Genomic DNA, 22478 nt, shown 5'->3' on the forward strand with positions numbered 1-22478 from the left:
GATCCCAGCGCGATGACCGGCTTTGTCGCGAGCTATCGTTCTCCGGGGCCGCGTGGCCATCGAGCTCAGAGGCTGGCGACCGATATTCGAGGTGGAAGGAGTACCGCGTTGCCAAGCCGAGAACAGCCAAGCCATAGCGGGCGCAGGACCCGTTAGACATGGTGTGGATAGAGGGTGGCAGCTTCACCATGGCGTCCTAACGCTTCTATCCCGAGGAAGCGCCCCTCCGCCGCGTTGCCGTCGATGGTTTCTGGATGGATCGCACCCCAGTCACCAATCGCCAATTCGCAGCGTTCGTCGACGCGACGGGGTACATTACCGTGGCCGAGGTCCCGCCCGACCCCAAGGATTATCCCGGAACGCCCCCGGAAATGCAGCGTGCCGGATCGCTGGTGTTCCACAAGACCGCTCATCCCGTAGACACCACCAACCCCGGCAACTGGTGGCGCTTCGAATTCGGTGCGAACTGGCGCCATCCCCTGGGCCCCGACAGCGACATCGAAACGCTTGCGCTGTGGGATCATCCTGCGGTGCACATCGCCTATGCCGATGCCGAAGCCTATGCCGCATGGGCCGGCAAGGATCTGCCGACCGAGGCCGAGCATGAGTTTGCCGCCCGCGGCGGACTGAACGGCGCGGACTATGCCTGGGGCGACGACCTGGCCCCGGGCGGAGCGATGCTCGCGAATTACTGGCAGGGGCTGTTCCCCTTCGCGAACCAGATGCTGGACGGGTGGGAGCGGACATCCCCCGTGGGCGCTTATCCCCCCAACGGGTTCGGGCTGGTCGACATGATCGGCAACACATGGGAATGGACGCGGGACTGGTGGCGCGAGCGGCCGGAAAGCGCGAAGAAGAAATCGCGCAGCGCCTGCTGCACCCTCTCCAATCCGCGAGGGGGCAAGCTGAAGGAAAGCTTCGATCCGCTGCAGCCGGGCGTCCGCATCGGCGGGAAGGTGCTGAAAGGCGGATCGCATCTGTGTGCGCCGAAGTACCGCCAGCGCTATCGGCCGGCCGCGCGCCATCCCGAAATGATCGATACCTCGACCTCGCACATCGGCTTCCGCTGCGTCCTTCGCCCTTGAAGCCGCAAGCTCCCTAGCCCCAGTGGGGAGAGGGAGCTTGCGCTTGGTCGACCGGGAACCCGCCTAGCCGACAAGGCTTCGGCGGGTGCAGCCGCGCGGCTGCGGGCGATCAGAACCCGTAGCTCAGCCGGGCATAGCCGAAGCGCCCCGGGACATCGTAGGTGGTCGGATCATAGTTGTTCAGGCTGCACGAGAAGCAGGCCGGCGGATCCTGGTCGAACACATTGTTCACGCCCAGGCTGAGCCCGATGAAGAACGTATCATTCATGACACATAGTGGCGGCAACGAAGCAATGTCCCCTCAAGGCTATCCCCTTGCCTTGATTGCGTCGCGCAGGTTTGGATTGGCGGCCAGTGCGGCTTTCACAGTTGCAAGATCGGCGCCCATCGCGATCAGCACGGCGGCCTTGATGTCGTGATCGGCGCGGTCGAGCGCTTCGCCCGCGAGATCGAGGTCGACGCCGGCAAGATCGGCAACCATCTGGCGGCCGCGCGCCAGCAGCTTCGCGTTCGACATGCGCATATTCACCATGCGGCCGCGATAGACCAAGCCGCGGCGCAGCATGATCGCGGTGGACAGAAGGTTCAGGATGGCCTTCTGCGCGGTCCCTGCTTTCATCCGTGTCGAGCCGGCGACGATCTCGGCGCCTGTATCGGCGAACAGCGGATGTTCGACGGCATCCAGCAGCGGCGTGTCCGGATTGTTGGCAATGCCGATCGTCAGCGCGCCGGCCGCTCGCGCCATCCGCAGCGCGGCGACGGTGTAGGGGGTGCGTCCACTCGCGGCGAGACCGAACACGACGTCCTCCGCCGTCAGCCGCGCGTCGCGGATCGCCTGTGCGCCGGCCTCTGCATCATCTTCGGCGCCCTCCACGGCCTCGGTGAGCGCGACAAGCCCGCCGGCCATGATGAAATGCAGCCTCGCCTGGGGCCAGTTGAAGGTGGGATACAGCTCCACCCCGTCCTGCACCGCTACCCGCCCGGAGGTGCCCGCACCGACATAGACCAGCCGGCCGCGCTGCCCCAGCCGCTGCGCCGCCGCTTCTGCTGCCGCCGCGATCGGCCCTGTCAGCGCCCGCAGGCTGGCGATCGCGGCCATCTGCCCCTCGACCATCGCCGCCACCGCCAGCGGTGTCGGCCATTGATCGATATCTTCATAGCTGGGGTCGATCGCTTCGGTGCCCATGGCGGTGCGTCCTAACTTACTGCGTGTTTGCGCTCGGCGAGCGCGGCGCGATGCACACCAGGAAGGCGATCAGCGTACCGATGCAGAGCTGGTAGGGGAAGGCCAGGCCGCGCAACGCACCCGGCAGCCCGATCGCGCGCGCCACCGCCGGCTGGAGGAGGCAGACGGTGGCGAACCCCGCGAGCAGCGCGGCGATCACCGATCCGGTGGTGCCTCGGGTAGTGAACACGGCGGCGAAATAGACGCCCAGCAGCCCGGCATAGGCGAACACCATCACCTGCAGCGCGAACTCCAGCAGCCCCATGTTCGATCGGTGCTGCCAGAAATAGGAAGCCACGGCCATCGCCAACATCGCCAGTCCGATCAGCCCCATACCCGCCCTGCCCGCGCCGACGTAATGATGTTCCGATGCGCCGCCGCGCCGCTGGCGCCAGGGCCGGTAGAAATCCTGGATCAACACCGAGGACATGGCGTTGAGCGCCGAATTGGTCGTTGCCACCGCCGCCGCCATGATGCCGACGGTGACCAGGCCGCGCAGCCCTGCCGGCAGCTGGGTCAAGATATAGTGCATGAAGATGCTGATCTTCTCGCCGCCGAACTGCTGCCCGGCCTGGGCCGTCGCGCCGCCCATCAGATCGGGCCGATCGTAGAAGACGTAGAGCAGCAGCCCGATGGTGATGAACAGCGCCACCACCGGCACAGTGGCGAAGACCGACAGATACAGTCCGCGCGCGCCAGTGCGCGCGTCGCGGCAGGCGAGCAGCCGCTGCGTCATATCCTGGTCCATCCCGGCCGAAGCGGTGTGGAGCAAGGTAACTCCGGTGACGATGGCCAGCAGCGAGAACGGCTTGCTCAGATCAGTCGAGAAATCGAACAGGCGCAGCTTGTTCACACCTTCCGGGGTCTGCGCCAGCCCCTGCAGGATCTCCGCATTGGTGGCGGGGATGGAGAGCCGCAGGAACACCAGCACCGCGATCGCCGATCCCAGATAGATGACGAACTGGATCAGATCGTTCCACAACACCGAGCGAAGTCCGCCGACAAAGGTGAACAGGAAGCTGGCGGCCACCACCACCGCGGCGGCGATCAGGATGCTGGTAGCGCTGACCGTCATCGTCGCGACCATGGCGAGCGCAATCGCGGCAAGGTAGATGCGCGCGCCGCCGGCAAACACGCGCCCTACGAGGAACATGCCGCCGGCCCAACGGGTCGCCCGCATGCTGAAGCGTAGCGTGAGCAGTTCGTAGGCAGTCGTCACCCGCGCGGCATAGAAGCGCGGGATCAGCACCCGGGCGACGAAGATCGCGCCGAGCAACACGCCCAGGTTCGAGGCGAGGTAGCTATAGTCCCCGCGATAGCCATAGTCCGGCGCACCGAGAAAAGTGGCTGCGGATTGCGTCGCGGAGAGCACCGATACCGCCGCCAGCCAGGCAGGCACGGTGCCGCCGGCGAGAAAATACTCGTGCGCGTTCTCGGTATGGCGCGGCATGAACGCCCAACCGCCGATCAGCAGGACCGCAAGATAAGCCGCAATCACGATCCAGTCGGCCAGGGTGAAGGAGAGAGCCATCGTCATCGCAATCCATGCTGGCGAGCAAGGCCGGCCCGACCGCCTGTGCGGGTGAACCGGTAGCGCGCCGTCCACGGGAAGACGCTCCGTCGCGGATCCGACATTCCGCTTCCCCCCTCGCCAAGCAGGTCGCACATCCGGCCGACGGCTGTAAAGCAGCGCCCATGGCGATCCGTTATGGCGACCCGCCATCGTGGAATGGGCCGCTCCCAGGTGCCATGCTATGGCTGGGAGGATGGCGGGCACGACGATCCCGGACGCGCGGAAGCGCCGTTTTCACCGCGCCCTGCGGCGGGGGTGCTTGACGGCGTGTACGGCGATCCTCGCCGCGTCGGCCGCAGGGGCGGCACCTGCGCCGCCCTCGGCCTGCCCGGTCCTGCGCGAGGCTCCGCGCGCGCAACACGATCCCCGCTTCACCGCCCTTGACGAGACGGTGCGCAGCGGCGTGGGTTCGCTCTATGCCGGCGCCGTGCTTCTCGTCGCGCGGGATGGCCAGGTGGTGCATCGCGCCGCGTTCGGCGATGCTCAGCGCCTGGCTTCCAAACCCGGCGGCGAACTTCAGGCGCTCGCCACGCCGCGTGCGATGACCGTCGATACCCTGTTCGACATGGCCTCCATCACCAAGGTCGAAGCGACTACCGCCGCGATCCTTCACCTCGTCGGTACCGGGCGCCTGTCGCTCGACGCGCGCTTGGGTACGTTGCTGCCCGCCTTCGATGGCACGGACAAGGCCACCATCACCGTGCGGCAACTGCTCACCCACCGCGCCGGGCTGTGGGAGTGGCAGCCAACCTGGCTACACCGCGATGAATCGGGAAGCGTGCTGCCGTATCTGGCGGCGCTGCCGCTGCGGTACCCGATCGGCGCGCGCTTCGCCTATTCGGATCTCGGCTTCATGCTGCTGGGCGCGATCGTCGTCCAGGTCGGCGGCATGCCGCTCGAACGTTACGTCGCGCATGCCCTCTATCGCCCCATGGGCATGCGCCAGACCGGCTTTCTGCCGAGGCCCGAGCAGCGCAGGCGCGCCGCCGCCACCTCGGCGGGCGACGCGTATCAACGGCGCATGGCGGAAACCGGCAAACCCTATCCCGCCGCGCCGTACCCCCCGGCCCAGCCCTTCTCCGGCTATCGTACCAACATGCTGGTCGGCGAGGCGAATGACGCCAATGCGGCGCTCGGCTGGGGCGGAGTGGCGGGCCATGCGGGGCTGTTCTCCACCGCGACCGATCTCGCCCGCTATGCGCAACTGCTGATGAATGGCGGCTGCCATGGCCGCTGGCGGCTTGCTCCCGCCAAGACGATCGCCGCGTTCCTGCAGACGCCGTTCGACCTCGATCAGGCACTGGGCTTCCACAAGACCGAACTCGCCGGCATCGCCGCGCCGTTTTACGGCCATTCCGGCTTCACAGGCACCTGGTTCGCCTTCTCGCCGTCGCTGGGGCTCAGCGTGGTCCTGCTAACCAATCGCGTGCACCGGCCCGAAGGCGAACCCTATCCCGCACTGGGCAAGCTCCAGGAAGCGGTGCTGCGCGGTGCAGTGGCGGCTGTGGCACGCAATGATCCAGGCGATAGGAGGGAGCACGCATGGCGTTGAATCTGGGCCTGATCGAAGGCTTTTTCGGCAAGCCCTGGAGCTGGGCCGATCGAACGACCGTGCTCCGCACGCTGGCGGGGGCTGGCTATCGGTTCTACCATTATGGCCCCAAGGCCGATCCGTTCCTGCGCCGCCGCTGGCGCGAGCCGCATCCGCCCGAACAGTTCGCCGCCATCGCTGCCTTCGCCGCCGAGTGCCGCGCGCTCGGCGTCCGCTTCGGCGTGGCGCTGACTCCCGTCGGCAGCACGCATCCGTTCGGCGAGGACTCGCGCGCGGCGCTGCGCTACAAGCTCGGCCAGCTCGACGCGCTGGGGATCCAGGATCTGGCGATCCTGTTCGACGATCTGCCGGCAGAACTGCCCGATCTGGCGCGCGGCCAAGCCGAACTCGTCGATTTCTGCGCCAACAACAGCCGCGCGAGCCGCATTTTCTTCTGCCCCAGCTTCTATTCGGACGATCCCATCTTGGAGCGCGCCTGGGGTCGGCGGCCACCGGCCTATCTTTCCGAACTCGGCCGCTATCTTGATCGCCAGGTCCGCGTCTATTGGACCGGAGAGGAAGTGGTCTCGCGCGAAATCGGGGTCGCCCATCTCAAGCGCGTGCAGGACGAACTCGGCCGCAAGGTCTGCCTGTGGGACAATTATCCGGTGAACGACGGCGTGCGCATGTCGCAATTCCTGCACCTGCGCGCCTTTACCGGGCGGCCCGCCGCGATACGCCACCATGTCAGCGGCCATGCGATCAACCCCGCGTCGCAGCCGCTGCTTTCCTGCATCCCTGCGCTCACGCTGGCCGCCAGCTATCGCCAGGGTAGCCGCTATGCCTATGGCGAGGCGTTCCTGGATGCGGCCACTTCCGTGCTGGGCAGCGAGTTCGCCACGGTGCTGCGCCGCGACATCCTGCCGCTGCAGGATACCGGGCTGGACAATCTCGGCCCGCGCCATGCCGAGCTGCGGACGCGCTACGGCGCCATCGATCATCCCGCGGCGCGGGAGATCACCGACTGGCTCGACGGGCGCTTCCGCACGACGCTGGAAGAAGTGCAGACCCAGTAGGGGAGGATCGGATGACGCAATTCTTCCTCGGCGTGGATGCGGGCGGGAGCAACTGCCGCTGCCGCCTGGTGGACGCTGCCGGCCGAGTGCTCGCGACGGCGCAGGCCGGGCCGGCCAATGCCGGGCTCGGGCTGGAGTCGCTCTATGCCACGCTGCGCGACGTGACCGCGCAGGCGGTGCACGCGGCGGGCCTCGACGACACGCAGGTCGCCGGCATCCGCGCAGCGATGGGCATTGCCGGCATCTCGCGGCCCGGCGTGCTCGCCGCGCTGGAGGGTTTCGGCTTTCCCTTCGCGGAGACCCTCTACGATACCGATGCCGGCATCGCCAATCTGGGCGCCCATGGCGGGGGAGACGGCGCGATCCTGATCATCGGCACCGGCAGCGTCGCCCAGGTGCGGGTGAACGGCGAGAATTTCCGCATCGGCGGCTATGGCTTCCCCATTTCGGACGAAGGCAGCGGCGCGGCGCTGGGCCTAAGCGCGATGCGCCACGCGCTGCGCGCGCTCGACGGCCGCACCCGTGCGACGCCGCTCAGCACCGCCGTTACCGAGCGCTTCGGCCATGACACCGCCCGCGCGATCGCCTGGATGGATCAGGCGACACCGCGCGATTATGGCAGCTTCGCGCCACTTGTAATGGCCTATGCCGAAGCGGACGACGCTATCGCCCGATCGATCGTGGAGGACGCGGTGGGCCATATCGAGCGGTTTATCGAAACGATCTTCGAACGCGGCGCGACCCGCTGCGCGCTGCTCGGCGGCCTCGCGCCGAAAGTGCGGCCCTGGCTGCGGGCGCGCACCGTTGCCCGGCTTAGCGACCCGCTCGGCGATGCGCTGAGCGGCGCCCTCTATCTCGCGGGTCTGCCCGCCCCGCTTCAGGAGAAGCTGCAATGATCCAGCGTCGTCAGTTCCTCACCGCCGCCGGCATAGCGGCGCTGGCACCGATCGCCCGGCCCGCAGCAGGTGTGCTGCCGTCGCCGCCAGCCGCCCCGCCTCTCCTTGCCTCCAACGCCCTCGCGCTACTGCTTGGGTGACGCGCCAAGCGCTCCGGCAAGGAAGCCGTCCGTGGCGGCATAGGCCTTCACCCAGCTTTCGTAGCGGAAGAATTCGTGCCGCTCGCCGGGCAGCATCAGCGTGTCGAGCTTGACCCCGCGCGCGGTCAGCGCCTCGGCGAGCCGCACCGACTGGGCGAAATCGACATTGCGGTCGTCGTCCCCGTGCACCAGCAACACCGGCGAGCGCCAGCGATCGAGCGCGGACGCCGGCGAGGATTGCCAAGCGGTCTCGCGCCAACGCGCCTGCACCTCGGGCGGCAGCATCGGCGGTGGCGTGCGGACGAGGTCGTGCACGCCGTGCAGGTCGACGCCGGCGGCGAAGATGGCGCTATCCCGCGCCAGCCCCAGCGCGGTCAGATAGCCGCCCCAGCTGCCGCCCCACAGGCCGATGCGGCGCGGATCGACATCGCGCCGCGCCGCCAGCCAGCGGGCGGCGGCCAGCACGTCGCGATATTCGCTGGCACCCTCCCGTCCGGTCTCCGCCGCCTCGCGAAAGGCGCGGCCATAGCCGGTGCCGCTGCGATAATTGATCGCCAGCACATCGAAGCCATCCATCGCCAGGTGCTGATTGAGCAGGTAGGCGTTGGCATAATAGGGCATCAGGTGAAAGGCGGGCAGCATCTGCCGCCGCGGGCCGCCATGGAGGAAGATAAGGGCCGGGTGCGGCCCCTTGCTCCCGCCGCGCGCTTTGAACAGCGTGGCGTGGACGGTGACGCCATCCTCGGCGGCGAAGCGCACCGGCTCGGGCGCGACGAAGTCGCCGGTTTCGGCCGGATCGCCGCCCGCGACCATCGGGACAAGCCCACCGCCAGCCTTTACCAGCGCCGCATGGGGCGGCACGCGGACGCCGCTGGCCACCACCGCCAGCGCATCACCGGCAATTGTGGGGAAGCCTTCGATCCCGTCTCCCGCCGTCAGCTGCCGCGCGGCGCCGCCCGCCAGCGGGCGCTGCCATAGGTGTCGCCGCTCCACATCGCCGAAATTGCCGGCATAGATCAGCGTGCGGCGGTCGGCCGAAAGGGTGAAATTCTCCACCTCGGCCTCGCCCGGCGTCAGGTCGACGGCGGTGCCGCCGCGCGCCGGCGCCGCCATCACATGCACCCAGCCGCTGGCCTCCGATGGGAACAGCAGCCGGTCGTCGGCGCTCCAGAACAGGTTGGCGGTGCGGGTGCCGTAATAGCGCCCGCCAGCGCCCGGTGTCGCGCGCCAAGCGGTGTGCGCCTTGCCCGTCGCGAGCTCCACCACCCGCACGCTCCAATAGGAGGCCTCGGTGCCGGTCGCGCCGAACGGCGGCGCGACGGTGCGGATAAAAGCGAGCGACCGCCCGTCCGGCGAAAAGATCGGCGAGACGTCCTGCGTCATCGCCGGATCGGGGTAGGAAAGCGCCGCGCTCGCCAGATCGAACAGCGCGACCAGACCGTGATCGCGCCGCCGGCTTACGAACAGGAGTCGCTTGCCATCGGGGGACCAGGAGAGGTCCTCGATCGTCCCGGGCAGTTGCGCAAGCTTCGTCGCCGCGCCGCCAGACACCTCCGCGAGCAGCAACGTTCCGCCCGAAAGGAACGCCACGCGGCTGCCATCGGGCGAGAAGACAGGCGAATGGCCCTCCCCCAGCACCCGCGGTATAGCCTCGCCGGCGGTGGCGCGGACCCACACCGTCTGGGTGCCGCCCCGCGCGGCGTGGCCGCTGTTGGGCGGGGGGAGATCGGGGAATTCACCGTCGCCGCCTTGCGTCCAGGCAATCGTCGCGCCGTCCCGGCTGAGCGCCAGATGGTGGAGGTCGACGCCGTCGTCGCGGCGGGTGTCGGTCAGGCGACGCGGCGACTGGCCAGGGCCCGGCGACACCCAGAGCGTGCGCACTCCCGCACGCATCTCCACCCACGCGAAGACCGGCCGCTCACTTGCGCCGACCAGCCCCACGCTCATCGGCAGACCGAGCAGGCGGGCAATGGCTGCTTCGTGGTCCGGCGGCGTCGCGCCAGCGCCGATCGTGAGCAGCGCAGCGCCCAGCAGCAGCGTGGGGCGCAGGAACAGGCGAGCGGAAAGGGAGCGTCTCGACATGGCCCGACTATGCGCGGCGCGCGGCGGTACGGCCAGATGCCTGGTGGCTATGCCCCACCTATTGCCCGGTTATGCGATCAATGGGCGGCGGCGATCGCCACCAGCGCCGCATCGATCGCCGAGGTCGCGCTGGTGCCGCCGGGTATGTCGTTGGCATACGCCGCGAACGCCAAGGTTCGCCCGCTCGCAGCGGTCAAATATCCGGCGAGCGCGCTGGTAGCATTCAGCGACCCGGTCTTCGCCCATACCCTGCCCGCGAGCGGCGTGCCGGTGAAGCGCCGGGCGAGCGTCCCGTCGCTCGCGGCGACCGGAAAGGTCTCACGCCATGCCGCTCCCCAAGGCTGGGTGGCGGCCCAGCGCAGCAACGCCACGGTCGCACGCGGCGTCACGCGGTTGTAGCTGGACATGCCGGCCCCATCGGCCAATTCAACCGCGCCCTTGGCAACCTTGGCGCGGGCAAGCAGCGCATCGACGACGGCGTGCCCGTCGGCCACCGAGCCGCTCGAGCCAAGCCGCCGCAGCAACAGCTCGGCATGAAGATTCTGGCTCACTTTGTTGGTATGGCGCAGATCCTCACTCAGGGGCGCTGGCGTGAGCCGCGCCAGCACGGTCGCCTCTGACGGCGCTGCAAGGGGTGCGTCGCCACGATTTGCAGGATCGTCGGCCGGTACAAGGGAGCGATGCCGCACGGCGATCCGCCCCTTCACCTTCACGCCTGCCGCACGCAGCAGCTGCGCGAAGCGCCAAGCCGCGCGGTGTGCCGGATCGTCGACGCCCACCGACAGTGCCACAGGAAGGTTTCCCTCGGCGATGCTGCCGGTCAGGCGCAGCAGATCGCTACCCGGCACACGTTCGAACGACAGCGTTCGCGGGCTGCCGACCGGGCCGGTCGTGGCGCTATTGTCGATCCGATAATAGCCGTCGCCCGTAACCTGCGGCGGCGTGCCAGCCGCGCCCGGCGCGATGGTCAGCGTCACGACATTGTCATCCAGCGTCAGCGCGGAAATGGCCGTGCCGTACACGCCCGCCATGTTGTTCCAGCTCATGCCTAATGGCCAGCGCTCATCGGGAAACGCGGTGTCGTCGCCCACCACATCACCCACCGCCCGCACCTTCTGCGCCACCGCTGCCGCCAGATCCGCCAGGCAATCGACACGGCAATCGGGCGCAGAGGACAGGCGCGCGTCGCCATGGCCCGCCAGGACGACCGCGGGCGTGCCGCGGCCCTCGAGGCGCACCGTTGCGCCGCCCGCCCCATCGGGAACCGCGACGTCCAGCGTCTCGAAGGCGGCGGCGGTGGTGAACAACTTGGTGTTGGATGCGGGGATAAAACGCTCGTCCGGCCGCAGCGCGACGATCTCGCGCCCCTCCGCATCGATCACGACCAGCCCGATGCGCGTGCCCTCCGGCGCCCTGGCCAGGGCCTCCGTCACCCCCGGCGGCAGCGGCGGCGGCACATCGGCGGGGGCCCCCGCCAGCATCAGGGCAACCAGCGCTGGCCAGCTCATCGGCGTTCGATCTCCTCGCTCAACATCGTCAGGAATTCCGCCACAAGCATCGACGGCGGTCGATCGAGCAGGTGGATGGCGTGGACATCGAACGTGATCGACGGGCGCAGCGGCCGCATCGATAACCCAGGCGCCATCGATGCGGCCGCCGTGAAATTGTCGACGATCGCCAGCCCGACGCCCGCGCGCACGAGCGCCGCCGCGATGTAGAAGGTCCGTGCCACCACCACTTCGTTCAGCACCAGGCCGAGCCGGTCGATTTCTTCGGACAGCAGCTTGCCGATCGGGCCGCTGCCTTTCAGCGAGATCACCGGTCGGACGACCAGTTGCGACAGTTCCAGCCGCGGCGGTGCATCCGGCATGTCGCGCTCGCGGTACAGGACGACCAGTTCGCCCTCGCCCAGCCAGCTATGGGTTAGCGCCACGCCGCGCGGCGGCTCGCTGGCGATCGCGATATCGCTCTCGCGCTCGTACAGCTTGCGCAGCAGATCGTCGTGATGGACGGTCTGAAGGTCGAAGCGGACATCGGGCCTTCGCACGAGGAAGCGCGACACCGCATCGGGCAACACCCCCAACCCCAGGCTGGGCAATGCCGAGATCCGCAGCGTCGTCCCCGCCCCGACGCGCAGGTTGCGCCCCGCCTCGCGCAACGCGCGCACCCGCTCCTGGATGTCGGCGACGTCCGCAAACAGCGCGTGCGCGTCCTCGGTAGGGAGCAGACGCCCGTTGGAACGCTGGAACAGTTCGAACCCCAACAGGCTCTCCGCGTGGCGGAGCGTCTTCGATACCGAGGGCTGCGAGACGTTCAGTGCGCGAGCGGCTGCAGAGACGGATCCGTTGACGTACACGGCGTGGAAAATCTCGATATGGCGCAGGTTCATGGATGCAGCCTAGCGCCCCCGCCCCTATTCGGCCACCGGCCCGCGAAAGCGCGCGGCGTCCAGTTCGTCCTCCCCCCGCGCCACCAGCGTAGCGACGGCCAGATTGGCCGAAGCGGAGGGCACGGTGCGGGTCATGTCGAGCAGCCGGTCGAACGGCAGCACCAGACCCACCACCAACGCAGTCTGCTCCGCACCTACGCCGACCGCAGAAAGCATCGCCGCCAGCATAAACAGCGATGCCGACGGCACCGGCGCGGTACCGAACGCCGCCAGCGCCCCGGTCAGCAGCATCGTGACCAGCATCGTCGCGTCTGGCACGATGCCTAGGGCCTGAAGCGCGAACTGGCCGAGCAGCCCGACATACATGGCGGTGCCGTCCTTGCCGATCGAGGCGCCGAGCGGCAGCACGGTGGAGGCAACTCCGCGCGACACGCCCAGATTGTCCTGCGCCACGCGTAGCGCCACCGGCAGCGTCGCGGAGGACGACGCCGTCGAAAAGGCCACTACCAGCGCGTCGGCAATGCCGCGGAAGAAACGGACGACCGGCAGCCGGGCGACGAGGCCGATCAATACGGCATGTACCCCCAGCATCTGGACGAGCGACGCCAGCACCACCGCCAGCGCCAGCCAGCCGACATGGACGAACACGGCTGCGCCGTTCACTGCTACTGCTTGGGCAATCAGTGCGAGAACGCCGAAGGGCGTCACCTCCATCACTGCGCGAACAATATGCAATAGCACCGAAGAAAGCCCTTGCAACAGCGCGACGACCGGCTTGCCGGCCTCGCCTGCCATCACGCTGCCGGCCCCGAGGAGGACGGCGACGAAAATGATCGCCAGCATGTCGCCCCGTCCCAGCGCCTCAACGATGTTCAGCGGCACGATCGACAGTAGCTGCTCGGCTGGCGTGACCGGCGGCCCCAGCGGATGCGGCACCACGCCGCCCAGCGACATGCCGACGCCGGGGCGCAGCACCAGCCCCATCGCCATTCCGATCGATACCGCCACAAGGGTAGTGGCTGCGAACAGCCCCACGGTGCGCAGGCCGATCGACCCCAGCCGCCGCGGATCGCCGAGCGTCGCAATCCCCGCCGAAATGGTGACCAGCACCACCGGCACCACCAGCATCTTGATCAGCCGGACGAACAGTTCGCCCACCAGCCGGACCGCGCCTGCGCCCTCCGGCCAGATCAGTCCGAGCGCGACGCCCAGCAGCAACCCACCGACCACCCGCTTCCACAGCGGGATCGCGAACCAGCCCCGGATCACGCGCAACCCGCGCTTCCCCAAAAGCCGGGGGCCGGCGCCGTCAGGATTCCGTTCGCGTCGCGTGCGCCGCCGGGGCGATCTTCGGCCAGCCAGAGCGGCCCGTCGAGATCGACAAAGGCCGCTTCCCGCGCCACCAGCATCGCCGGCGCGATCCCCAGCGACGAACATACCATGCAGCCCACCATCAACCCGAACCCCCGCGCCTGTGCCGCTTCCGCCAGCGCCAATGCTTCGGTCAAGCCGCCGGTCTTGTCGAGCTTCACGTTGACATGGCTGTACAGACCCGCGAGCCGATCCAGGTCTGCCCGGGTGTGGAGCGCCTCATCGGCGCAGATCGGAATCGCGCCCGCCAGCGCCGCAAGCCCCTGATCCTCGCCCGCCGGCACCGGCTGTTCAAGCAGGTCGACACGGTGCTCGCGCAGCAGCGGCAGCCGATCGGCGATATCCTCCACCCGCCAGCTCTCATTGGGATCGACGATCAGCCGCGGCGCGGGCGCAACGGCGCGAACCGCCGCGATCTGGGCTGCGGCTCCGTCCCGATCGACCTTGATCTTGAGGAGCGGAACCTGCGCTACATCGCCTGCAGCCCGCGCCATCGCCTCCGGCGTGTCGATCCCGATCGTGATGGCAGAGGCGATCGCATCGGCAGGTGCAACGCCGGCGAGCGCCGCGACGCTGGTCCCCGCCAGCCGGGCTTCCAGGTCCCACAATGCACAATCGACCGCGTTGCGGGCGGCGCTCGCAGGCATCGCTTGGAGGATGTCCGCACGCGTCGCCCCTTCCTCGATCAGCGCGCGCACCCGCTCGACCTCCGCGATCGCGCCTTCGACCGTCTCGCCATATCGGGGATAGGGCACGCCCTCGCCCCAACCCTGCGTTCCGCCTTGGCAGATCGTCACCGTCACCACATCGGCGGCCGTTTTGACGCCGCGGGAGATGCGGAACGGCGTTCTCAGCGCAAAGCGGTCGTGACGAGCGGCGAGGGTGCGGCGCATGATGTCTCCAGCAGCAGGTCGATGATCGCCTCCGATCCGAAGCGATAAGGGTCCGTACAGGGCAGTCCCAGCGCATCCTCGGTCTCGCGACACAGCCGCCGGGCGGCAACCTCCTCCAGCTTGGCGGTATTGAGCGCCACGCCGACAGCGCGCACGTCAGGGCTGGTCAGCCGCGCCACGCGCAAATTGGTTTCCAGGCACTCGGCAAGCCCCGGCATCGGAAAATGCGGCAGGCCCCGCATGTGCGGGCGCACCGGATCGTGGCAAAGCACCAGCGCCGTCGGCTGCGCACCATGGAGCAGCCCAGTCGAAACGCCGGCAAAGGCAGGGTGGAACAGCGATCCCTGCCCTTCGATCAGATCCCAGCCATCGTCCTCGCGCGCCGGTGCCAGCGTCTCGATGGCCCCGGCGATGAAATCGGCGATCACCGCGTCGAGCGGCACCCCGCCCCCCGCAATCAGGATGCCGGTCTGGCCGGTGGCGCGGAAATCGGCTTTGATCCCCCGCTCCCGGAGCGCGTCGCGCAGACACAGCGTCGCGTACATTTTGCCGACCGAGCAGTCGGTACCGACCGTCAGCAGCCGGTTGCCCGCGCGCCGCCGCCCGTTGCCGACCGGCAGGTTTGTCGGCGCATCGCGCACGTCGAACAGCGCAACGCCGGCCTCGGCCGCCGCCGTGACCAGTTCGGGCACGTCGCGCAGCCGCTCGTGGAGCCCGCACGCGATGTTCAGCCCAGCGCGGATCGCGGCCAGCGCATCACCGATCATCCAGTTGGGGAAGCGACCGCCCGGATTGGCAATGCCCAGCACCAGCGTCTGCGCGCCGGCAGCACGGCCGGCGGCGGCATCCATCCGCGGCAGACCGAGCGTGAACGGGCAATCGTCGTGCCGCCATTCGCCAACGCAATCCTCACGGCGAAACGCGGCCAGACCGCGCGATGTCTTGAGGCCGATCTCGTCATCGGAATGGCCGAGATAGAGGAGGTAGGGAGCGGGAATGGTCATGATGCGGCATGATAGGAGCGCCGGTGCGAGCGCCGCCAATCGCTCTCCGGTCGCCGCCTATAACGCGCGGCTATTGGTCGCACCCGCTCGGCCGGGGGCGCAGCAGCGCGCGTCCCGCCGCGGCGCCCGTCGCCGCGCCGTCCGCCAGTGCGAGCTGCCCGTTGACGAACAGCGCCGCCACGCCGACGCTGGTCACGCGCGGATGCAGGTAATCGGCGCGCGGCGCATAACGCTTCGGATCCAGCACCACGACATCGGCATGATAGCCCTTTCGCAGATAGCCGCGCTGGGGGATGCGATACATGTCGGCGATGGCCCCGGTAGAACGGCGGATGAACTGCGCCAGGCTGATCACCTTCCGCTCGACGACATAGGTCCGATAGAGCCGCGGGAAAGTGGCGTATTGGCGCGGATGCCCGTTCGATCCGTCGGAGGACGTCACGACCCAGGGCTGCTTCATGATCAGATCGACGTCGCGATCGGCCATGTTGAAGCTGGCTACGTCGGTGCCCGCCGGCCCTGTGCCCGCCGCATCGGGCGTACGCAGGATGCGGATCGCCGCATCGATCGGAGTCAGCTGCCACTGCTTCGCCATTTCCGCGAGCGTCTTGCCGCTCCAGGGCTGTCCCTGCGCCGTCAGCAGCAGCGACCCTGCCCCGCCCCGTCGGCGCAGATTTTCCGTCATCTCGGCCTTCAGCCGCGCCAGCGTGGCAGGATCGTCGAAGCGCGCGATCAGCTTGGCGTAGCCGCCGTCCATCGCCCAGCTCGGCACCAGCGACGCATCGACGCTCGAGCCCGAGGCGAGCCACGGATATTGATCGGCAGTCACGTCCTGACCGGCGCGCCGCGCCGCCTCGATCGTCGCGATCAATGCGGGCGCTTGCCCCTGCAGGTCGACGCCGAGTGCCTTCAGATGCGCGAAATGCACCGGCGTGCCGGCGATGCGGCCGATCTCGATCGCTTCTCGGGTCGAAGCAAGGAGACCGATCGAATAGCTGGATTCATCGCGCTGGTGCGTATCGTACATGCCGCCGCGCTTGCCGACCTCGCTGGCGACCGCCGCGACTTCGTCGGTCTTTGCGAAGCTTTGCGGGGGGTAGAACAAGCCGGTCGACAGGCCATAGGCACCTTCGCACATCGCGGTCGCGGCGAGGCGCTTCTCTTCCGACAGCTCCGCGGGCGTCGGCGCCCGATCGTCTTCGCCGAGCACGCGCGTGCGGATCGAACCGAAGCCGACGAACGGCACGACATTGGTGCCGATGCCGCTTGCTTCCAGCGCCTTCGCGTCTTTCGCCACTTCGAACGTGCCGTAGCCGTCAACGCCGATCACCACCGTGGAGACCCCCTGCGCCAGCCAGGGGAGGTTCAACCGCGCCTTCGGATCTGCCGAGCGGATATAGCTTTCCGGATGGGTATGCGCGTCGATCAGCCCGGGCGCGACGATCATGCCGCGCGCATCGATCACCTTGCCCGCCGCCGTGCCGCGCGACCGGCCGACATAGACGATGCGGTCGCCTTCCAGCTCGACGTCGCCGACGAACGGCGCCGTTTCCGCACCCGTGTAGATGGTGCCGCCCCTGATCACGACGTCGACGCGCGGCGCGCTCGATGCGGTGGCGGCGCACCAGACAAGGGCGGTCAGGAAAAGGCGCTTCATTGCGGGCTCCTATCGGGCTGAAGGCGAGTGGTAACGGCCGCAGCTGCGTCCACGGCGGCACGGCTGAACGGCATGGGCTGCATCGTGCCCGCAATCCAGGGGGCAACCTGATCGCGCCGATGCACCGATCGCGGATCGTTCGACTGGCCCGGCAGATTGAGCATCACCGAGCGATCCCAGTCACCGACGTCGATCACTTCCAGATAGCTCGCGCCGCCGCCTACCCGCCAGTCCGGCCCGTTCCCCAGCCACCGCGCCATCACGGTGAAGCTGTCGCCGCCCGATCCGCCTGCCTCGACCGGCGGGAACGCGGCCGCAATGGCGGGGATACGCGACAGCGGATGCGCGATACGAACCCGGTGCAGCTTGTCCCAGCGCCACGCCGCCGGATCGCTGCCCAGCAGCGTCACCGCCTCCGCCCATCCGGCGGCGAGCGATGCGTCGATGAGGTCCGGTCGTGCGGCTGCCACGCGGATCAGTTCGGGCGGCTCAATTGCGGGGATCAGGCTGCGCGCTGCCTCCGGCACCAGCGCCTCGATCATCCGGGCGTTGAGAGCGCGCAGCACGATCTCGTACAGCGCCGCCGCGCCGCTTGCCCCCTCGATCCGCGCATCCCAGCGCGCGAGCATCGTCGCCGCCGCTGCGGCACCTTGCGAGGGCTGGCGTGGCAGCATCGCCTGGAACCGCTGCGCGAGCAGCGACAAGGTGTCGTGCTGCAGCGCCACGCTGTCGGCGATGCTGTGCCGCCTCTGCGCCGACAGCACCTGCGCGATCCGATCGTAGCGCGCGGAGTCGCGAAACGAAAAGGCGGGACTGCGCTCGGCCGGCCAGTCGGGCGGCAGGTTGTTCTGGTTGGCGGAAGCAAACCAGCCCGCCGGCGGATCATAGTCGCTGGGCAACGCGCGAAAATCGCGCATGCCAGTCCAGTCGTAGCGGCCATCGCCCGGCACCGGCAGCAGGCCGTTGCCCCGCTTTCGCTGCGGCCAAAAGCCGATCACCTGGCGGCCGTGATGGCCCCGCACATCGGCATAATGGAAGTTGGTGGGCGACGGGTGCAGCTTGAACGCCTCGCGCAGGCCGGCCCAGTCGCGGGCGAGGTTGATCGCCACCATCGAGAAGGCGCCGGAGCCCCCCGGCTGCATCCCCACCGACGCCAGAACGGTTGCGCGCCCACGCGCCGGATCGTGCGAAAGGACCGGCCCCTGCACCGCATAGCGAAGCACCACCTGCCTCGGATCCGCATCCTTCACCGCAATGGCGACATCGTGCCGCACGAAGCGCTTCCAGCCGCCATCGTGGCGATAACGTTCGGGATCCTGCGGATCGAGCTCCAACACGAACAGGTCTTCCTGATCGATGTGGAAATTGGTGCGGCCGAACGCGAAGCGATCGGTATGGCCCTGCATGATCCCGGCCAGCCCCGGGGCGCCGCCGCCGATTACGTCGAGGCCCGGCGCGGTCAGATGCGCGACATGGCGAGGCCCGAAGCCGCCGATGCCGAGATGGGGGTCGTTCGCCAATATAGGGCGCCCGGTAGCGGTGCGGTTCCCCGCCACGGTCCACGCGTTCGATCCCGCATTTGCGGCGCTCATCATATCGTCCGCGTCCTGCGTCGGCGTGTCGCGGCCGAACGGCAACGCGCCCAGCCGCAGCACGCCCATATCCGCCTCGCGCACCTGTTGCGGATCGAGCCCATCGGGCACGGTCATTGCGATATGGGGGCGCAGCGGGGCCACCAGTCGGTCCAGTTCGAGCAGCCCCAACGCAGCCAACCGTGCGCGCCGCACCTCGTCATCGACATTGCCGATCGAGCCGCCTCTCGCCAGCACCAGATCGGTCAACTGCCAGCGCAGCGGCATCACGTCCAGGATGCGGTATTCGAGCGGGAGCAGCGTACGATCGCGCGCCACCTCGGCAATTCGCGCATTGATCCCCGCCACATAGCCGCGCACACATTCGAGAACGTCGCGCGGAATGCGGGCCAGTTCGGCGTCGAGGTCGCCGCGATAGTGGAACAGCCGCGCGGCCGCATCATGATCGGCAAACTCCGCGCCGAACACTTCCGCCATCCGCCCCATGGCGCGACGATGCGCAAGGTCGATCTGGAACAGCCGATCGCGCGCGACGACATAGCCCTGGCCGAAAAAAGCGTCGGCCTTGGTTGCGGCCCGGATGTGCGGCACCCCCCATTGATCGTCGATGATCTCGATCGGCCGCGAAAGCCCCGCCACTTCGATCCGCGCAGCCGGTGCAAGTGACCGGGCAGACCCTCGCCAAGGCGCGAAGGCGCCGAAGGCCGTGGCGCCAAGCAGGAAGGTGCGGCGATCGACCATGAATTCCCCTTGTCCGGCTATGCCCAGGCCCCGCATAAGCGGTCGCGAGGGGAGCATAGAGCGGCGGGAGGCGCGCGCAATCGCACCATAGGCGAAGGCTATGGCACACCAAACGATCGGAAGTTGGGTTGCCCTTGACCTGCTTCGCCTTCGCCCTGCACCATCGCCCCTAGTACGGATCAGCGACAAGAAAATGACCGTCCGCAGGGAAATCACGCTCGATACGCATTAACCAGGGGGATTGCAGATGACCGACGGATCATGGCGGCGGCTACTATCGACCGGAACCGGCGTGGCGGCCTTGTCGATGGCGCTGGCGGTGCCGGCATTCGCCCAGACGAACGCCCCCGGCGATCCGCCATCGCAGGCGGAAGCCGAGGCCCAGGCACCGTCCAGCGACGATCTGATCGTCACCGGTACGCGCATTTTGCGCAACGGCTTCCAGGCGCCCACGCCGGTGACGGTGGCGACCCTGGAGGACATCCGCAACACCTCGCCCACCAACAACATCGCCGACTTCGTCAACCAGCTGCCCGCGCTCGCCGGCTCTACGCGGCCCTCGAACTCGCGCCTGGCGATAAGCTCGGGGCTTGCCGGCATCAACGCGCTCAACCTGCGCGGCTTGGGCGAGATTCGGACGCTGGTGTTGCTTGATGGTCGGCGGACGGTAGGGTCCAGCGTGACCGGCCTCGTCGACGTCAACACCTTCCCGCAGGCGCTGGTGAAGAGCGTCGAGATCGTCACCGGCGGCGCTTCGGCTGCTTATGGCTCGGACGCGGTGGCCGGCGTCGTCAACTTCGTGCTCGACAAGAAGTACAAGGGTCTCAAGATCCTGGCCGATAGCGGCATCACCGGGCGAGGCGACGGCGGCAACTATTCCTTCAGCGCCGCGGCCGGAACCGACTTCGGCAGGGACGGACGCGGCCATGTGCTGCTCAGCGGCGAATGGGCGCATCGCGACGGCATCTTCCAGGTCGATCGCGAATGGAATGCACGCGGGCGCGTTCGGATCACCAACCCGAACTACACGAACACCAACGGCCAGCCGCAATTCCTGATCCGCGAGCCTGTGGGGGTCGCCAACGCAACGCCGGGCGGGATCATCCTCAATTCCAGCGGCGGCGTGGCGAACCGGCTGCGCGGCCTCTATTTCGGCCAGGGCGGCACGGCGAACCGGTTCCAATATGGCGCGCTCACCTTCCCTGCGCTGGGCGGCGCCACAGCCCCGTCGCTGACGCAGGGCGGCGACTGGCAGCTCAACGATCAGGGCCGCAACATCGGCCTGGATGCGGACGACGATCGCCGCGGCGTGTTCGGACGGGTGAGCTACGACATCACCAACGGCATCTCGCTCTTCGCCGAGGCATCGTACAACTGGCAGAAGACGCTGTTCAATGCCGGGCCGCAATTGACCACCAGCACCACCCTCAGCGCCGCAAATCCCTATCTGCAGGCCGCGCTGGGCAATGCGGTGTCGGCAGGGCTCATCACCGCGGCGGAGCGGGCCGCCGTCACCTCCGTCACGATCGGCTCCACCTCGGTCGACCTGCCCTATCGCAAGAACAACAGCAGTCGCGACGTGCAGCGCTATGCGGTCGGCGCAGAGGGTGAGTTCCAGGCATTCGGCAAGGCTGCCGTCTGGAACATCTACGGCCAATATGGCGAAACCAGAGCGCATGAGCAGTTGCGCGACATCATGAACACCACCCGCATGGCCAACGCGACCGACGCGGTGGCCGCGCCCGCCGGCAATGCCCTGGGCGTAGCGGCGGGAACGATCGTGTGCCGGTCTACCCTGACCGCGCCCACCAATGGCTGCGTGCCGCTCAACCGGCTGGGCATCGGCGTCGCCAGTCAGGGCGCCATCGATTATGTGCTCGGCGATCCCTATCGCGACCAGAATCTGCAGCAGACGGTGGCGGGTGCCAACCTGTCGCTGACGCCGTTCGCCACCTGGGCCGGCGATGTCAGCGTCGCGGTCGGCGGCGAATATCGCCGGGAATCCGTCTCCGGCTCCGTGCCGGTGGAGTTTCAGACCGGCTGGTCGGTGGGCAATTTCCTGCCGACCTTCGGCAGCTACAACGTCAAGGAAGCCTATCTCGAAACCGTCGTTCCGCTGGGCCTCGGCATCGAGTTCAACGGCGCGGTACGCGCGACCGATTACTCCACCTCGGGCTATGTGACGACGTGGAAGGTCGGTGCCAGCTGGCAACCGATTGAGGATATCCGCTTCCGCGCCACCCGCTCGCGCGACATTCGGGCGCCCAATCTCAGCGAATTGTTCCAGTCGGGCACGTCGCGCACCAACACGCTGACCGATCCCGCGACCGGGCGCACCAACGTAACCTTCCGCGAGATCACCACCGGCAACCCCAATCTTCGCCCGGAGAAAGCCGATTCGACCAATATCGGCGTGGTGCTCCAGCCTCGTTTTCTCCAGGGCTTCTCGGCTTCGGTCGACGGTTTCGACATCAAGCTGAAGGATGCGATCGGGCAGTTCTTCGCGCAGGACATCATCAATCGCTGCTATGAAGGCCGCACCGAATTCTGCTCTGCCTATGGCCCCGATCCCACGGGCGACCGCGAACTGTTCTTCCGCGCCAGCCCGTTCAACTTCGCGCGGCAGTCGGTGCGCGGCATCGACTTCGACGCAAGCTACCGCATCGGGCTAGACCAGATTTTCGGCAAGGCACCCGGCGCCGTGACCCTGCACGGCTTGGCGACGCGGTACATCCGCAACATCACCGACAGCGGTGTGCCGAACGTCGTGCCGATCAACGTGGTCGGCCAGCTGAGCGGCACCGCGCCGCCCAAATGGATCTATCGCTTCAATGCCAGCTACGACAACGATCATTTCTCGGTGACGGGCACGGCGCGCGGCGTGAGCAGCGGAACCTATGGCAACAATTATATCGAGTGCAGCAGCAACTGCCCGGTCGGTCGCCCGGCCGCGACCGTCTCGCAGTTCCCGACGATCGACGACAACCATATTCCGGGTGCCTTGTACGTCGATCTGAACCTGACCGCCAAGATCAAGACGGGCAGCGGCGCACGCGGCGAGCTGTTCCTCAACGTCACCAACCTGTTCGATCGCGATCCCATTCTGTTGCCGGAGACGGGGCTGGCGGCGAACAGCACCTATTCGGATCTGCTGGGCCGCGCCTTCCGCATCGGCATCCGCTTCGAAACGCGCTGAGCGGCCGCGGCGGGGATGGCGCACCAA

General features: G+C 68.1%; 16 protein-coding genes and 1 pseudogene. 6 read left to right on the forward strand and 11 right to left on the reverse strand.

The annotated features are described in order from the left end of the window. Window positions 1-158: 158 nt before the first annotated feature. Window positions 159-1085 (forward strand): annotated as a pseudogene (locus ACNFJ7_RS05760) (formylglycine-generating enzyme family protein). Window positions 1086-1194: 109 nt separating this feature from the next. Here the strand turns inward: ACNFJ7_RS05760 and ACNFJ7_RS05765 are convergent. The 3 genes from ACNFJ7_RS05765 to ACNFJ7_RS05775 are packed head-to-tail and all read right to left on the reverse strand — an operon-like array spanning window position 1195 to window position 3841. Then, window positions 1195-1353, reverse strand: a complete 159-nt coding sequence (locus ACNFJ7_RS05765; RefSeq protein WP_019370069.1) for a hypothetical protein — start codon at window positions 1351-1353, stop codon at window positions 1195-1197. Between the two features lie 39 nt (window positions 1354-1392). Beyond that, a complete protein-coding gene (locus ACNFJ7_RS05770) occupies window positions 1393-2271 on the reverse strand; it encodes an N-acetylmuramic acid 6-phosphate etherase (protein ID WP_019370070.1) in 879 nt (292 codons plus the stop codon). 16 nt (window positions 2272-2287) lie between these two features. After that, entirely contained in the window at window positions 2288-3841 is a 1554-nt protein-coding gene (locus ACNFJ7_RS05775; protein WP_026009224.1) for a sodium:solute symporter, read from the reverse strand. A 223-nt stretch (window positions 3842-4064) separates the two neighbouring features. On the opposite strand from ACNFJ7_RS05775, the gene ACNFJ7_RS05780 reads away from it, so the two are divergent. Genes ACNFJ7_RS05780 through ACNFJ7_RS05795 form a run of 4 tightly spaced genes read left to right on the forward strand, consistent with a single transcriptional unit; the run spans window position 4065 to window position 7526 of the window. Next, the gene (locus ACNFJ7_RS05780; protein ID WP_237718462.1) at window positions 4065-5435 is read left to right on the forward strand and encodes a serine hydrolase domain-containing protein; all 1371 of its coding nucleotides are present in this window, start codon (window positions 4065-4067) and stop codon (window positions 5433-5435) included. Further along, window positions 5426-6490 carry a beta-N-acetylglucosaminidase domain-containing protein gene (locus tag ACNFJ7_RS05785; protein WP_019370073.1) on the forward strand — a complete coding sequence of 355 codons (1065 nt, stop codon included), beginning with the start codon at window positions 5426-5428 and terminating at the stop codon, window positions 6488-6490. The genes ACNFJ7_RS05780 and ACNFJ7_RS05785 overlap by 10 nt, the downstream gene beginning before the upstream one ends. An 11-nt stretch (window positions 6491-6501) precedes the next feature. After that, window positions 6502-7386, forward strand: coding sequence for a BadF/BadG/BcrA/BcrD ATPase family protein (locus ACNFJ7_RS05790; protein ID WP_019370074.1), 885 nt, complete (start codon window positions 6502-6504; stop codon window positions 7384-7386). Next, window positions 7383-7526, forward strand: a complete 144-nt coding sequence (locus tag ACNFJ7_RS05795; RefSeq protein ID WP_162839598.1) for a hypothetical protein — start codon at window positions 7383-7385, stop codon at window positions 7524-7526. Before ACNFJ7_RS05790 ends, ACNFJ7_RS05795 begins: the two co-directional genes overlap by 4 nt. Here ACNFJ7_RS05795 and ACNFJ7_RS05800 read toward each other — a convergent pair. From ACNFJ7_RS05800 to ACNFJ7_RS05835, 8 genes are all read right to left on the reverse strand, one after another. Then, window positions 7512-9608 carry an alpha/beta fold hydrolase gene (locus ACNFJ7_RS05800; protein ID WP_019370075.1) on the reverse strand — a complete coding sequence of 699 codons (2097 nt, stop codon included), beginning with the start codon at window positions 9606-9608 and terminating at the stop codon, window positions 7512-7514. The genes ACNFJ7_RS05795 and ACNFJ7_RS05800 overlap by 15 nt on opposite strands. Window positions 9609-9685: 77 nt before the next feature. Beyond that, window positions 9686-11116, reverse strand: a complete 1431-nt coding sequence (gene dacB, locus ACNFJ7_RS05805; protein WP_019370076.1) for a D-alanyl-D-alanine carboxypeptidase/D-alanyl-D-alanine-endopeptidase — start codon at window positions 11114-11116, stop codon at window positions 9686-9688. Beyond that, window positions 11113-11997, reverse strand: coding sequence for a LysR family transcriptional regulator (locus ACNFJ7_RS05810; protein WP_019370077.1), 885 nt, complete (start codon window positions 11995-11997; stop codon window positions 11113-11115). The genes dacB and ACNFJ7_RS05810 overlap by 4 nt, the downstream gene beginning before the upstream one ends. Window positions 11998-12021: 24 nt before the next feature. Further along, complete coding sequence (locus tag ACNFJ7_RS05815) at window positions 12022-13272, reverse strand: dicarboxylate/amino acid:cation symporter (protein WP_019370078.1); 1251 nt, start codon at window positions 13270-13272, stop codon at window positions 12022-12024. After that, the gene (gene dgcA / locus ACNFJ7_RS05820) at window positions 13263-14261 is read right to left on the reverse strand and encodes an N-acetyl-D-Glu racemase DgcA (RefSeq protein ID WP_019370079.1); all 999 of its coding nucleotides are present in this window, start codon (window positions 14259-14261) and stop codon (window positions 13263-13265) included. Before dgcA ends, ACNFJ7_RS05815 begins: the two co-directional genes overlap by 10 nt. Further along, the gene (gene dgcN / locus ACNFJ7_RS05825; protein WP_019370080.1) at window positions 14219-15265 is read right to left on the reverse strand and encodes an N-acetyltransferase DgcN; all 1047 of its coding nucleotides are present in this window, start codon (window positions 15263-15265) and stop codon (window positions 14219-14221) included. Before dgcN ends, dgcA begins: the two co-directional genes overlap by 43 nt. Window positions 15266-15335: 70 nt before the next feature. Then, window positions 15336-16922, reverse strand: a complete 1587-nt coding sequence (locus tag ACNFJ7_RS05830) for an N-acyl-D-amino-acid deacylase family protein (RefSeq protein ID WP_019370081.1) — start codon at window positions 16920-16922, stop codon at window positions 15336-15338. Next, window positions 16919-19255, reverse strand: a complete 2337-nt coding sequence (locus ACNFJ7_RS05835; RefSeq protein ID WP_019370082.1) for a penicillin acylase family protein — start codon at window positions 19253-19255, stop codon at window positions 16919-16921. Before ACNFJ7_RS05835 ends, ACNFJ7_RS05830 begins: the two co-directional genes overlap by 4 nt. A 247-nt stretch (window positions 19256-19502) precedes the next feature. Between ACNFJ7_RS05835 and ACNFJ7_RS05840 the strand changes: the two genes are divergently transcribed. Next, on the forward strand, window positions 19503-22451 hold the full coding sequence (locus ACNFJ7_RS05840) for a TonB-dependent receptor plug domain-containing protein (RefSeq protein WP_019370083.1): 2949 nt from the start codon (window positions 19503-19505) through the stop codon (window positions 22449-22451). Window positions 22452-22478 lie beyond the last annotated feature (27 nt).

It is taken from the genome of Sphingomonas sp. HT-1, from assembly GCF_048568905.1.
GTDB lineage: Bacteria > Pseudomonadota > Alphaproteobacteria > Sphingomonadales > Sphingomonadaceae > Sphingomonas.